The sequence below is a fragment of the Vibrio sp. 10N.261.55.F4 genome (assembly GCF_041470465.1).
Classification (GTDB): domain Bacteria; phylum Pseudomonadota; class Gammaproteobacteria; order Enterobacterales; family Vibrionaceae; genus Vibrio; species Vibrio crassostreae_C.
The window spans coordinates 17,026-31,415 of the sequence record NZ_JBFRMM010000024.1; the positions used below are offsets into that span (position 1 = coordinate 17,026).

13 protein-coding genes are annotated in these 14,390 nt (G+C 45.4%); all 13 read left to right on the plus strand.

The window, feature by feature from the left end; translation table 11 throughout:
• Positions 1-6 precede the first annotated feature (6 nt).
• The 13 genes from rlmD to rpoS all read left to right on the plus strand — a co-directional run bounded on the left by rlmD (position 7) and on the right by rpoS (position 14,276).
• Positions 7-1,326, plus strand: a complete 1,320-nt coding sequence (rlmD, locus tag AB4249_RS12930) for a 23S rRNA (uracil(1939)-C(5))-methyltransferase RlmD (protein WP_372103515.1) — start codon at positions 7-9, stop codon at positions 1,324-1,326.
• Positions 1,327-1,460: 134 nt separating this feature from the next.
• Entirely contained in the window at positions 1,461-3,683 is a 2,223-nt protein-coding gene (relA, locus tag AB4249_RS12935) for a GTP diphosphokinase (RefSeq protein WP_017059036.1), read from the plus strand.
• A 208-nt stretch (positions 3,684-3,891) separates the two neighbouring features.
• A complete protein-coding gene (mazG, locus tag AB4249_RS12940; protein ID WP_137001308.1) occupies positions 3,892-4,689 on the plus strand; it encodes a nucleoside triphosphate pyrophosphohydrolase in 798 nt (265 codons plus the stop codon).
• Positions 4,690-4,839: 150 nt separating this feature from the next.
• Complete coding sequence (locus AB4249_RS12945) at positions 4,840-6,480, plus strand: CTP synthase (protein WP_017063214.1); 1,641 nt, start codon at positions 4,840-4,842, stop codon at positions 6,478-6,480.
• A gap of 81 nt (positions 6,481-6,561) precedes the next feature.
• Entirely contained in the window at positions 6,562-7,860 is a 1,299-nt protein-coding gene (gene eno / locus AB4249_RS12950; protein WP_017063215.1) for a phosphopyruvate hydratase, read from the plus strand.
• Between the two features lie 401 nt (positions 7,861-8,261).
• Positions 8,262-8,543 carry a cell division protein FtsB gene (gene ftsB / locus AB4249_RS12955; protein WP_010435786.1) on the plus strand — a complete coding sequence of 94 codons (282 nt, stop codon included), beginning with the start codon at positions 8,262-8,264 and terminating at the stop codon, positions 8,541-8,543.
• On the plus strand, positions 8,543-9,244 hold the full coding sequence (gene ispD, locus AB4249_RS12960; RefSeq protein ID WP_372103518.1) for a 2-C-methyl-D-erythritol 4-phosphate cytidylyltransferase: 702 nt from the start codon (positions 8,543-8,545) through the stop codon (positions 9,242-9,244). Before ftsB ends, ispD begins: the two co-directional genes overlap by 1 nt.
• A gap of 2 nt (positions 9,245-9,246) precedes the next feature.
• The gene (ispF, locus tag AB4249_RS12965; RefSeq protein ID WP_017067356.1) at positions 9,247-9,726 is read left to right on the plus strand and encodes a 2-C-methyl-D-erythritol 2,4-cyclodiphosphate synthase; all 480 of its coding nucleotides are present in this window, start codon (positions 9,247-9,249) and stop codon (positions 9,724-9,726) included.
• Positions 9,727-9,748: 22 nt separating this feature from the next.
• Positions 9,749-10,795, plus strand: coding sequence for a tRNA pseudouridine(13) synthase TruD (gene truD, locus AB4249_RS12970; protein WP_102394113.1), 1,047 nt, complete (start codon positions 9,749-9,751; stop codon positions 10,793-10,795).
• A gap of 81 nt (positions 10,796-10,876) precedes the next feature.
• Complete coding sequence (surE, locus tag AB4249_RS12975) at positions 10,877-11,620, plus strand: 5'/3'-nucleotidase SurE (RefSeq protein WP_372103520.1); 744 nt, start codon at positions 10,877-10,879, stop codon at positions 11,618-11,620.
• On the plus strand, positions 11,621-12,247 hold the full coding sequence (locus AB4249_RS12980; protein WP_017633213.1) for a protein-L-isoaspartate(D-aspartate) O-methyltransferase: 627 nt from the start codon (positions 11,621-11,623) through the stop codon (positions 12,245-12,247).
• A 35-nt stretch (positions 12,248-12,282) separates the two neighbouring features.
• A complete protein-coding gene (nlpD, locus tag AB4249_RS12985; RefSeq protein ID WP_372103523.1) occupies positions 12,283-13,197 on the plus strand; it encodes a murein hydrolase activator NlpD in 915 nt (304 codons plus the stop codon).
• Positions 13,198-13,295: 98 nt separating this feature from the next.
• The gene (rpoS, locus tag AB4249_RS12990; protein ID WP_017059027.1) at positions 13,296-14,276 is read left to right on the plus strand and encodes an RNA polymerase sigma factor RpoS; all 981 of its coding nucleotides are present in this window, start codon (positions 13,296-13,298) and stop codon (positions 14,274-14,276) included.
• Positions 14,277-14,390 lie beyond the last annotated feature (114 nt).

Consider the following 14,390-nt stretch of genomic DNA (forward strand, 5'->3'; position numbering starts at 1 on the left):
CAAGCAATGGCACGTTTTTTCCAACCAAAAAAGAAAACTCAACTCGAGACCAAGCATCAATCGGTTTTGGTTGAACGAATGGATCACAATGGCGCTGGCATCGCTTATCAAAAGAATAAACCGGTTTTCATTGATGGCGCATTGCCCGGTGAGCAGGTGGTTATTCAACTTACTGAGAGCAAAAGTAAGTTTTCGCGAGCTAAACTCATCAAGTTATTGAAGCCGAGCGAGCAGCGTTTAAAGCCGTTTTGTAAGCACTTTAATCAGTGTGGTGGCTGTCACCTTCAACACCTAGGTTACTCTTCTCAGGTTGAGCATAAATCGCAATCTCTGACGCACCTGATGAGCCAATACCAAACGGCGAACACTGAAGTTGCACAACCTATTGTCGGTGATGAAACCGGTTATCGACGTCGCGCACGTATCAGCCTATTTGTTGATAAGAAGACACAACAGCTTCAATTCGGTTTCCGTAAGAAGCAGAGTAAGCAGATTGAAAACATCACCGACTGTGCCGTGCTTGATCCTCGCCTTAATGTGTTGCTGCCAAAACTGAAAAATTTACTGAACACTTTCAACAGCCTTACGTCTTTAGGACACGTTGAATTGGTGTTGGGCGATACTGGCCCTGTTATGGTGCTACGTCACCTTAAACTTCTGGTTGAAAAAGATGAGCAAGCGCTGATTGCGTTAGCAAAAGAAGAAGGCGCTACGCTGTATTCGATGCCTGAAACCGATAAGTTGGTTCGCTTAGTCGGCGATACACCTTCTTACAGCGAAACTGGCGTGACGTTACCGTTTGAGCCAAACCACTTTATCCAAGTAAACCAGAAAGTGAATCAGCAGATGGTGGCTCAAGCGATTGAGTGGCTAGAGCCTCAAGCGGATGAGCGAGTGCTAGACCTGTTTTGTGGTCTCGGTAACTTTAGTCTGCCTATCGCGCAACAATCGGCGTTTGTGGTTGGTGTAGAAGGCGTTGATGAAATGGTTCAGCAAGCCGCATCTAATGCAGCGTTAAACCAGTTAAGCAATACAGAATTTTACCAAGCTAACCTTGAAGAAGACTTATCTTCACAGCCTTGGGCAAAAGAGAAATTCGATAAAGTATTGCTTGACCCGGCACGTGCGGGAGCGAGTGGGATCGTTGATCAAATTTCAGCGTTAGGAGCGAAGCGTGTGGTTTATGTTTCGTGTAATCCTGCTACTCTAGCTAGAGATTCTGAGAGCTTAGAAAAACAAGGCTATCAATTAGCCAAACTGGGTATGTTGGACATGTTCCCACACACCAGTCATCTAGAATCTATGGCTCTCTTTATCAAGGCTTAGAGGCCCTTAAACAAGGCTTCAAATGAATCACAAAGGCGCAGGGAAGCCTGCGCTGATATCAATATGGTCGAACTAACTTGGAACCAGTTAGTCATATTGAATTGGGTATAAAACATAATAACTAGGAAGGCATGATGGTTGCGGTACGAAGCGCACATTTAAACCCAAGCGAACAGTTTGAGCTAGAAAGTTGGATTGCGTCATTGAATCAAGACGCAAAAACCTCGAATAAACTGATTAAAGTTTATCGTCACTGTGAAGAACTTTTAAAAGATCACGAGCAAGCATCGCTCTTGCTTTGGCGTGGCCGTGAGATGATCGAAATCTTGGTCACCTTGTCCATGGACCGTGCCACTTTAATTGCTGCACAACTTTTCCCCGTCGTCTCAAGCGGCGTTTTTGAGCGCGAAGCGTTTGAAGAAAGCTACGGTAAAGAAACCGTAAAGTTGATCGATGGCGTTGAAGAAATGGCGGCCTTAGGCCAGTTAAACGTGACCCTTGAAGGCAGTGCTGCCTCGGGTCAAGTTGATAACGTTCGACGCATGCTACTGGCTATGGTCGATGATTTCCGCTGCGTAGTCATCAAACTCGCTGAACGAATCTGTAACCTTATCGAGGTAAAAAAAGCGCCTGATGCTGTGCGTCGCGCGGCCGCAAAAGAGTGTTCTAACATCTATGCCCCACTGGCAAACCGTTTAGGTATCGGCCAACTTAAGTGGGAAATCGAAGATTACGCATTCCGCTACCAACAACCAGATACCTACAAGCAGATTGCAAAACAGCTGTCTGAGCGTCGTATCGTTCGTGAACAATACATCACAGATTTCGTTGATGATTTAACCGCAGAAATGCAGCGTTCAAACATCAATGCTGAAGTGAGTGGCCGACCAAAACACATCTACAGTATCTGGCGCAAAATGCAGAAGAAAGGCTTAGCCTTCGATGAGCTTTTTGACGTAAGAGCAGTACGTATTATCGCTGACCAACTGCAAGACTGTTACGCCGGCCTTGGGGTGGTACACACTAAATACAAGCACCTCCCGAGCGAATTTGATGACTATGTGGCGAACCCTAAGCCAAATGGTTACCAGTCGATTCATACCGTAGTACTTGGCCCTGAAGGCAAGACCATTGAGATTCAGATCCGTACTAAGCAAATGCACGAAGACTCTGAGCTTGGTGTGGCGGCGCACTGGAAGTACAAAGAAGGAGCTTCAAGCGGCCGTAGTGGCTACGATGAGAAAATCACTTGGTTGCGTAAACTTATCGACTGGCAAGAAGAGATGTCGGACTCTGGCGAGATGCTGGATGAGGTACGTAGCCAAGTCTTCGATGACCGTGTATACGCATTTACTCCACGTGGTGACGTGGTCGACTTACCAATGGGCGCAACCCCGTTGGATTTCGCCTACCACATCCACTCGATGGTCGGACACCGCTGTATCGGTGCCAAAGTAGCGGGGCGTATCGTACCGTTCACTCATAAACTATCGATGGGCGATCAAGTTGAGATCATCACGCAGAAAGAGCCGAACCCATCTCGTGACTGGTTAAATCCAACCACAGGTTTTGTTCATTCTGGTCGAGCTCGAGCGAAAATCAACGCTTGGTTCCGCGCACAAAGCCGTGAGAAAAACCTAGAAGCGGGTCGTGATATCCTGGAAGTTGAGCTAGCGAAAGTAGGCGCAACCCTAAAAGATGCTGATCAATACGCACTAAAACGCTTTAACGTGAATACGCCAGACGAACTCTATGCAGGTATTGGTAGTGGCGACTTGCGTATTAACCAAGTGGTTAATCACATCAATGCGCTAGTGAATAAGCCAACGGCGGAAGAAGAAGACAAGAAAGCGCTAGAGAAACTGCTTGAGTCGGAAAACAAGCCGGCACAACAGAGTCGTCCGAAGAAAGATGCGGTAGTGGTTGAGGGCGTTGATAACCTAATGACGCACCTAGCGCGTTGCTGTCAGCCAATCCCAGGTGATGTGATTAAAGGTTACATCACTCAAGGTCGTGGTATCTCAGTGCACCGCGCTGACTGTGAACAGCTAGGCGAGCTAAGCGTGCATGCGCCAGAACGTATCATTGATACCGTTTGGGGTAATGGCTTTGTCGGCTCATACATCCTAACGCTGCGTGTTGAAGCGCTAGAACGTAATGGCTTGTTGAAAGACATCACCTCACTGTTCTCGAACGAGAAGATCAGTGTGACGACAATGAAGAGCCGCATCGACTACAAGCGTCAGCTATCGGTAATGGATTTCGATTTGGAAGTGACCAATATTGAGATTCTGAGCCGAGTGACAAGTCGAGTCGAGCAGATCAAAGATGTAATGAGCGTTAAGAGACTTGGATGATCCTTTTGTGTCATTTATGTCATTCCCTACAGTGAGGGACGAACGTGATAGGGAATCTCGCCAAGCGGTTTGAGATCCCCAACTCGCTCATACTTCACTCTTGGAGATGACGAAAAATAGAAAGGTGAGTGGTTTTGGCTGCTCACCTTTTTTAGTTTTAAGAAAAGAATTAGATTAAAACAATCAAACAGAATAATAGGAAAGCACCATGAGCCACCCGATTGAACAACTAGAACAAATTATGACTAAGCTGCGCGATCCAGAAGGTGGCTGTCCTTGGGATTTAAAACAAAATTTTGAAACAATTGTCCCGCATACTATCGAAGAGACGTACGAAGTGGTGGATGCGATTCACAACAAAGATTGGCCGAACCTACAAGAAGAGTTGGGTGACTTGTTGTTTCAGGTGATCTTCTATAGCCAGTTAGCGAAAGAACAGGGGTTGTTTGAGTTCTCTGATGTGGTTGATGGCATTAACGAAAAGCTAACACGCCGCCATCCGCATGTGTTTTCTGATACCGAGTTTGCGAGCGATGAAGAAATTAATGCCAACTGGGAAGCTGAAAAAGCCAAAGAAAAAGCTCAGGCAGGCAAAACTCAAGAAAGTATTCTAGACTCAATACCAAACTCTCTACCTGCGCTTTCACGTGCTACAAAGATTCAAAAACAGGTAGCGAAATATGGCTTTGATTGGGACTCTATTGGCCCAGTGGCTAATAAGGTTTTAGAGGAAGTCGATGAGGTGCTGGAAGAGGCACTTCAAGTGACGCCAAATGAAGATTTGGTTGAAGAAGAGTTGGGAGACTTGCTGTTTGCGACGGTCAATTTGGTACGACATTTAGGTAAAAACCCAGAATCGGCACTCAATAAAGCCAATCTCAAGTTTTCGCGTCGCTTTAAAGGGGTGGAACAAAAAGTTCGTCAGCAAGATAAAAATTTGACTGACTTTTCACTACAACAGCTTGATTCCATGTGGGATGAAGTCAAAGTGGCGGAGAAAAGATAACCAAAGCTTTTATCATGAATTGATTTGAAGCAAAAAATAAAAAATAGCAGTGTGATAGATTTCACGTTGTGGCGATAAGGGGCTTCTGGTATATTTTCATCCCGTCCAGAAGTAGTCCATTTCCCTCATTCAACCAATTTCAGGTTAAACATGACGACAAATTACATTTTTGTTACTGGCGGGGTTGTATCCTCTCTAGGTAAAGGTATTGCTGCAGCATCTCTTGCAGCTATTTTAGAAGCTCGTGGTCTTAAAGTGACCATGATGAAGCTTGACCCTTACATCAACGTTGATCCAGGCACTATGAGCCCGACTCAGCACGGTGAAGTGTTCGTTACGGAAGATGGCGCTGAAACAGACCTTGACCTTGGTCACTATGAGCGATTCATTCGCACCAAGATGACTAAGCGTAACAACTTCACTGCAGGTCGTGTTTACTCAGACGTACTAGCAAAAGAGCGTCGCGGTGATTACCTAGGTGCAACTATTCAGGTTATCCCACACATCACTAACTCTATCAAAGAGCGTGTAATTTCTGGCGCAGCTGGCCACGATATCGCGATCGTTGAAGTTGGTGGTACGGTTGGTGATATCGAATCTCTACCATTCATGGAAGCGATTCGTCAGCTAGCAGTAGAACTAGGCCGTGAACGCGCAATGTTCATGCACCTTACTCTAGTGCCATACCTAGCAGCTGCGGGCGAAGTGAAAACTAAGCCAACGCAACACTCTGTAAAAGAGCTACTGTCTATTGGTATTCAGCCAGACATCCTAGTTTGTCGTTCAGACCGCAACATTCCTTCGAACGAGCGTAAGAAAATTGCTCTGTTCTGTAATGTGCAAGAAAATGCAGTTATTTCTATGCGCGATGTTGACTCTATCTACAAGATCCCTCAGCTTATTAAAGCTCAAGGTACTGATGAACTTGTATGTAAGCGTTTCGGCATCACAGCTCCAGAAGCAGACCTGTCTGAATGGGAACAAGTAATTTACGAAGAAGCTAACCCAACGGGTGAAGTGACGATTGGTATGGTTGGTAAGTACATTGAACTACCAGACGCATACAAATCAGTAAATGAAGCGCTAAAACACGCGGGCTTGAAAAATCGCCTAAGCGTTAATATTAAATACGTAGATTCACAAGACGTTGAGTCTCGTGGCGTAGAAGTTTTAGAAGGCCTAGATGCAATCCTAGTTCCTGGTGGCTTTGGTGACCGTGGTGTTGAAGGTAAGATTCTTGCTGCTCAATACGCTCGTGAAAACAAAGTACCGTACTTAGGTATCTGTCTAGGTATGCAAGTAGCACTTATCGAGTACGCTCGTAACGTTGCGAAAATGGAAGGGGCACACTCTTCTGAATTCTGTACTGAAACTAAGTACCCAGTTGTTGGTCTTATCACTGAGTGGACTGATGGCGAAGGTAAAGTTGAAGAGCGTACAGAAACATCTGACCTTGGCGGCACAATGCGTCTTGGTTCACAGCTTTGTCACCTAGCGAAAGGGACGAAAGCTTACGAATTATACGGTAGCGCGACGATCCATGAACGTCACCGTCACCGTTACGAAGTGAACAACAATCTTCGTCCACAAATCGAAAAAGCGGGCCTAAAAGTATCGGGTCTATCTGCGGACAAGAAACTGGTTGAAGTTATTGAGAACCCGAACCACCCATGGTTCGTTGCTGCTCAATTCCACCCAGAGTTCACTTCAACACCTCGCGATGGTCACCCATTGTTTGCAGGTTTCGTTAAAGCGGCTGGTGAGTTCCAGCGCGGCGAGTTAGAGAAGTAAAAAGGAATACAGGTAGCTGCGTAAGTTGTGCTGCTACCTTTAAATTTGACATTTATATATTCAACGAGAAGGAAACATTCAATGTCTAAGATCGTTAAAGTTCTAGGTCGTGAAATCATCGATTCACGTGGTAACCCAACTGTAGAAGCTGAAGTACACCTAGAAGGCGGTTTCGTAGGTATGGCTGCTGCTCCATCTGGCGCATCTACTGGTTCTCGCGAAGCTCTTGAGCTACGTGACGGCGACAAATCACGTTTCCTAGGTAAAGGTGTTCTTAAAGCTATTGAAGCTGTAAACGGCCCAATCGCTGAAGCTCTAGTTGGTACTGACGCTAAAGCACAAGCTGACGTTGACCAAATCATGCTTGACCTAGACGGTACTGATAACAAGTCTAAGTTCGGCGCGAACGCTATCCTAGCTGTATCTCTAGCTAACGCAAAAGCTGCTGCTGCTGCGAAAGGCATGCCTCTATACGAGCACATCGCTGAGCTAAACGGTACTGCTGGTCAGTTCTCTATGCCTCTACCAATGATGAACATCATCAACGGTGGTGAGCACGCAGATAACAACGTTGACATCCAAGAGTTCATGATCCAACCAGTTGGCGCTAAAACTCTTAAAGAAGGTCTACGTATCGGCGCTGAAGTATTCCACAACCTAGCTAAAGTTCTTAAGTCTAAAGGCTACAGCACTGCAGTTGGTGATGAAGGTGGTTTCGCTCCTAACCTTAAGTCTAACGCTGAAGCTCTAGAAGTTATCGCAGAAGCTGTTGCAGCTGCTGGTTACGAACTAGGTAAAGACGTTACTCTTGCTATGGACTGTGCAGCATCTGAGTTCTTCGACAAAGAAGCTGGTATCTACAACATGAAGGGCGAAGGTAAAACTTTCACTTCTGAAGAGTTCAACCACTACCTAGCTGAGCTAGCGAACAACTTCCCAATCGTTTCTATTGAAGACGGTCTTGACGAGTCAGATTGGGATGGCTTCAAGCACCAAACTGAACTTCTAGGCAACAAACTTCAAATCGTTGGTGACGATCTGTTCGTTACAAACACTAAGATTCTTGCTGAAGGTATCGAGAAAGGCGTAGCTAACTCTATCCTTATCAAGTTCAACCAAATCGGTTCTCTAACAGAGACTCTAGCTGCTATCAAGATGGCTAAAGACGCTGGCTACACTGCAGTAATCTCTCACCGTTCTGGCGAAACTGAAGATGCAACTATCGCTGATCTAGCGGTAGGTACAGCTGCAGGTCAAATCAAAACTGGTTCTATGAGCCGTTCTGACCGTGTTGCTAAGTACAACCAACTTATCCGTATCGAAGAAGCTCTAGGTTCTAAAGCTCCTTACAACGGTCTTAAAGAAGTTAAAGGTCAATAATTCGTCCTATTTGGCACTGTAGCTGCGTTAACTGCAGAAGATTCACTAAGTCACATAGGAAACTATGCTCCATAGCTGAATCTTCTTTGTTGCCTTGCTACAGCACCAACTAGTTAGAATTATGCACTAATACTTTTGAATGCCTCGCTTATGCGGGGCATTTTTTTGTCTGTAGAAAACTGAATGAAAGAAGCTCTAGGCTCTAAAGCTCCTCCTTGTCACATATAAAGTTCGTCATTCCCTAGACTGACGAAGGAAGGAGTAGGGAATCTCATTGTTTTCCTGACAATGACTCCCCGACTTATTGATTCCCTGACACCACATATCTCGCACCAATAAGCTCATTATGGTATATATGTGCCTTATTCTAGTTCCTTCTTTTTCAACCGGCGAAAGGTGTTATGCGAATTTTTGCTTTAGTACTGCTCATAGTGTTTGGCTGGCTACAACACACACTGTGGCTCGGTAAAAATGGTATCTCTGATTACTACGGTGTGAACAACGAAATCCAAGTTCAACAGCAAGTAAATGAAAAGCTGCATATTCGAAATGCAGAAATGTTTGCTGAAATTGACGATCTACGCCAAGGCTTAGACGCGATAGAAGAACGCGCACGTCATGAACTTGGAATGGTCAAAGAAGGTGAAACGTTTTATCGCATCATTGGTGAGGAATCCCATTAATGTCGACTCAACTTCAAAGTGTGATTGCCGTTGTACCTGCGGCGGGCGTCGGTAGCCGAATGAAGGCAGACCGCCCTAAGCAATATCTCAAGATTCACGACAAAACAATTTTAGAGCACACCATTGAGAAATTACTGTCTCACCCACAAGTCGCTCAAATTGTCGTTGCGATCAGCGATGATGACCCATACTACCCTGATCTAGCACTCAACCTGAACCCGCAAGTGATCAGAGTGTCAGGCGGAAGCGAGCGAGCGGACTCCGTACTCTCTGCTTTAGATTACATTGCAGAGCAACAGCTCGGTGAGTGGGTAATGGTGCACGATGCTGCAAGACCTTGTGTCCAGTTGGGTGACATCGATAAGTTGATTTCAGGCGCGATGAACCACGATGTCGGGGCTATTTTGGCCGCGCCCGTTCGTGACACGATGAAGCGAGGTGCCCAAGGGCAGATTGAGCATACCGTTGAACGAGCTGATCTATGGCACGCACTGACGCCGCAAATGTTTAGAGCAGAACCTCTCTGGAATACATTAAGTGAGGCGCTTCAACAAGGTGTTTCAATTACCGATGAAGCTTCAGCCTTTGAGTGGAAAGGTTTATCGCCCGCATTAATCGCTGGGCGTTCAGATAATTTTAAGATTACTCAGCCAGAAGATTTAGCGCTCGCTGAGTTCTATTTAAGTCAGAATAAGGAATAATGATGATTCGTATTGGCCATGGCTTTGATGTACATAAGTTTGGTGGTGAAGGCCCGGTAATTATTGGTGGCGTGAGCGTCCCTTATGAACAAGGTCTTATTGCACACTCAGACGGTGATGTTGCCCTACATGCGTTATGTGACGCTCTATTAGGTGCGATTGCTGCGGGTGATATTGGACGTCATTTCCCAGACACTGATGATGAGTGGAAAGGTGCAGACAGTCGAGAGCTATTGAAAGATGTTTATCGTCGAGTAAAAGAGCAAGGCTACGTGATTGGTAATGCCGATATTACTATCATGGCGCAAGCACCAAAAATGGCGCCTCATATAGACTCTATGTGCCAAGCTATTGCACAAGACTTAGAAACCAGCATCAGTAATGTGAATGTAAAAGCGACGACCACAGAGCGTTTAGGTTTTACAGGTCGCAAAGAGGGCATCGCATGTGAAGCGGTGGTCCTAATTACCAAAAGTGCGTAAGCACCAACACGAAAAGAACAGCATGTCAGATATTTTATCTTCATTGGCTTATCTAAACGGTAAACCAACTGCGAAAGCAAAACTAAAAGCAAAAGCCGAACACTTTGTCGTTAATGAAGACTTGGGTTTTGAATTTACCGGCGAAGGCGAGCATCTCATGGTTCGCATCCGTAAAACGGGTGAGAACACGAGCTTCGTGGCCAATGAGCTGGCTAAAGCTTGCGGTGTTAAGTCGAAAGACGTGAGCTGGGCGGGTTTGAAAGACCGCCACGCTGTGACAGAGCAGTGGTTGAGTGTACACCTACCAAAAGGTGAGCCTGACTTTTCAGGGTTCTTAGCACAGTACCCAAGCATTGAGATCTTGGCGACAGCAAGACACAACAAAAAGTTACGTCCGGGTGATTTAGTTGGCAACCAATTCGAGCTGACTTTGTCTGAAGTAACAGACTGTGATGATGTCGTAAAACGTTTGGAAAAAGTCGCTCAAGTCGGTGTGCCAAATTACTTCGGTGCTCAGCGTTTTGGTAATGAAGGTAACAACTTATCTGAAGCTCGTCGTTGGGGCCGTGATAACGTTCGTACTCGTAACCAGAATAAGCGCAGCTTGTACCTTTCTGCGGCTCGCTCGTGGATTTACAACCTGATCCTGTCGGACCGTATTGAGCAAGATGCGTTTGCATCGGCATTGGTTGGCGATATTGTCATGAAAGACGGCGCTCAACTGGCAGTAACAGCAGACAACATTGAAGCTGTAAACCAAGACATTGCGAACGGTTCTGCTTTGATAACTGTTGCTTTGGCTGGCGATAATGCCTTACCAACGATTGATGAGTCTCAAGCGTTAGAGCAAAAACATCTTGATTCTGAACCTGACCTAATGGCGCTGATTCGCGGTAACCGCATGCGCCATGACCGTCGTGAAGCATCGTTAAAACCAACCGATTTAACTTGGGAAGTGAACGAAGATAATGTCACTCTTAAGTTCTCTCTAGACGCAGGTTGTTTCGCAACCGCTATCGTTCGAGAGTTGGTTGAAGAAGTACACGTAGAGAGAACCTACGAGCAATAACGATTCTGCTTGGAGCTGAGTCACTTGATATTGGAATTTAAGTGACTTGGCTTAGCATAGGAACAAAAGAAAGGATACAAGATGAAGATTTTACTCAGCAATGATGATGGTGTGCACGCTCAAGGTATTCATGAGCTAGCAAATGAATTACGTGATCTTGCTGAAGTTATCATTGTGGCACCTGACCGAAATCGCTCAGGTGCTTCAAATTCATTAACTTTAGAACAACCTTTGCGCGTTCAAGAAATTGCAGAAAATACCTACTCGGTACAAGGCACGCCGACCGACTGTGTGCATTTTGCGTTAAATGAACTGCTCAAGAACGATATGCCCGATCTGGTTTTAACGGGTATTAATCACGGTGCTAACCTTGGTGACGATGTGCTTTATTCAGGCACGGTGGCTGCAGCAATGGAAGGGCATTTCTTAGGCGTTCAATCGGTGGCATTTTCATTGGTGGGTAAAAAACATTTTAAGACAGCGGCAGCGATTGCTCGTCGTATCGTCGAACAACATTTAGTCAACCCAATCCCAACTAATCGCCTGTTAAACGTCAATGTGCCTGATTTGGCTTTAGAACAACTCTCTGGTACTCAAGTTACGCGCCTCGGTGCTCGTCACCATGCCGAAGATATGATTAAGCAAAAAGACCCTCGTGGTCATGAAATCTATTGGCTTGGTCCTCCGGGTAAAGAGCAAGATGCTGGCGAAGGTACCGATTTTTACGCAATCGAACATGGCTTTGTATCGGTAACACCGTTACAAGTTGATCTGACGGCGCACGAGTCGTTAGGTGCGATGACAACATGGTTAGGGGAGAAGTAAGTGAGCAATCCACAAGCCGAGCGCTTAGTTACTTTTCTGATTGAAAATGGTATCCGAGACCAAAAGGTTCTTGATGCGATTTACCAACTGCCGAGAGAGAGCTTTTTATCACAGGCGATGTACCATCAAGCTTATGATAATAATGCGCTGCCGATCGGACAGGGGCAAACCATCTCGCAACCATATATTGTTGCTAAAATGACAGAGTTACTTGAGTTACAACAAGATAGCCGCGTTTTGGAGATTGGAACGGGTTCTGGTTACCAAACCGCAGTATTGGCTCAGCTTGTTGATCATGTCTATTCGGTTGAAAGAATAAAGTCGCTACAATGGGATGCTAAGCGTAGGTTGAAGCAACTCGATTTCTACAATATTTCAACTAAGCATGGTGATGGTTGGCAAGGGTGGTCTTCAAAGGCGCCTTTTGATGCGATTATTGTTACCGCTGCTGCAGAGTCGATTCCTCAAGCGCTTCTGCAACAGCTGAAAGATGGTGGTCGTTTACTGATTCCTGTTGGGGATGATGAACAACAACTGTTGAAGATCGTTCGTCACGGCGATGAATTTTTGTCGAGTGTTATCGAAATGGTGAGATTTGTACCTCTTGTTCCTGGTGAACTAGCTTAATAACAAGATTAATGGTGTAGGTGGATAGAGAGTCGATGCGTTCGAAGTTGTTTAAAGGAAGTACTTTACTGCTTAGCTGTGCCCTTGTTGGGTGTGCAGCGAATTCGCCTGCGCCCGTTTCAAACCTAAACAAGAATTACTCATCGATTGATCGTGGTAGTTATCGTGGCAGTTACTATGAAGTTAAAAAAGGCGACACCCTTTACTTCATTGCTTATGTCACCAATAAAGACGTTAAAGACCTCATCGGTTATAACAAGTTGTCTGCTCCTTACACTATCCACCCAGGGCAGAAGCTTAAGTTATGGCGTCCTAGCTACAACGCGCCAGCGTATGGTAAGTCAACGGTAGCGGCAGCAGCAGTTGCTGCGCCTGTCGCCGCATCCACAACGTCATCTGCGGCAAGTAAACCGAAAACCACACCACAAAAGAGCAAAAACTCTAAACCGGCTCCAGCTCAAACTACCACCAAAGTGGTGAAAAAAGATCCACCAAAGAAGGTTGAACAATCCAAATCAAAGGAGTATGTTGGTTCTAAAGGTAAACAGAATGTTACACCGCCCACCAAACCAACAAGTGATAAAGTATCCAAATGGTTATGGCCAACTAAAGGGAGAGTAATCAAGAGTTTCTCTGTAGGCGAACAAGGAAATAAAGGCATAGACATAGCAGGACAGCGAGGTCAGCCAATAGTATCTACTGCAGGGGGAACGGTTGTTTATTCGGGTAATGCACTACGAGGCTACGGCAATCTAGTGATTGTGAAGCACAATGATAATTACTTAAGTGCATACGCGCACAACGACCGACTATTAGTATCTGAAGGGCAAAGTGTGAAACCAGGGCAGAAGATTGCAACAATGGGAAGCTCTGGAGCCAGCAGTGTTAGGCTGCACTTTGAGATTCGTTACCAAGGTAAGTCCGTTAATCCAAAACGATATTTACCTTAAATACAATATGCAAAAATTACGTATTGTATGGAGTGACATAGTCATTTAGCGACATATGAAGTTGTAATGTCATGCTAATTTCGCCAGGGGGAGGCGTTATGAGTATAAGCAATGCAGTAACCAAAGAAGAGTTCGATCTTGACCAAGCAACCACGGAACCGGAAGCTCTTGGAAAAGCAAAACGAACAGTCACTAAGAAAACCGAAGCGAAAGAAGAAGTTGAAGTTACGTCTAAAAGTTTAGATGCCACTCAACTCTACTTAGGCGAAATTGGTTTCTCACCACTACTAACCGCTGAAGAAGAAGTGCTATATGCACGTCGAGCTCTACGCGGTGATGAAGCAGCACGTAAACGCATGATCGAAAGTAACCTGCGTTTAGTGGTAAAAATTTCACGTCGTTATAGCAACCGCGGCCTTGCACTTCTCGATCTAATCGAAGAAGGCAACCTAGGTTTGATTCGCGCCGTAGAGAAGTTTGATCCAGAGCGTGGCTTCCGCTTCTCAACTTACGCGACATGGTGGATTCGTCAAACCATTGAACGTGCGTTAATGAATCAGACTCGCACTATCCGTTTGCCAATCCATGTTGTGAAAGAGCTGAACATCTACCTACGTACTGCAAGAGAGCTATCACAAAAGCTTGACCATGAACCAACGGCAGAAGAAATTGCTTCTAAGCTAGATAAGCCGGTTGGTGATGTGAGCAAGATGCTTCGTCTAAACGAAAGAGTGAGCTCTGTTGATACGCCAATTGGTGGTGACGGTGAGAAAGCGCTGTTGGATATTATTCCAGACATCAATAATTCAGATCCTGAGGTTTCAACTCAAGATAGCGATATCAAGAACTCGTTGATTTTCTGGCTTGATGAGCTGAATCCTAAGCAGAAAGAGGTGCTTGCGCGTCGCTTTGGACTACTGGGTTATGAACCGTCAACATTAGAAGAAGTGGGCCGCGAAATCAGCCTGACTCGTGAACGTGTTCGTCAAATCCAAGTTGAAGGTCTTCGCCGTCTACGTGAGATTCTTATCAAGCAAGGTCTGAATATGGAAAACCTGTTCAACGTAGAAAACGACTAATTGAACGGATGATGCTTCTCTAAATAGAAGACAAATAAAAACGCTGACTTTAAGTCAGCGTTTTTTTGTTTGTGGCTTTGGTATTTCATGCCGTCTAATCAAAATAGCAGTACG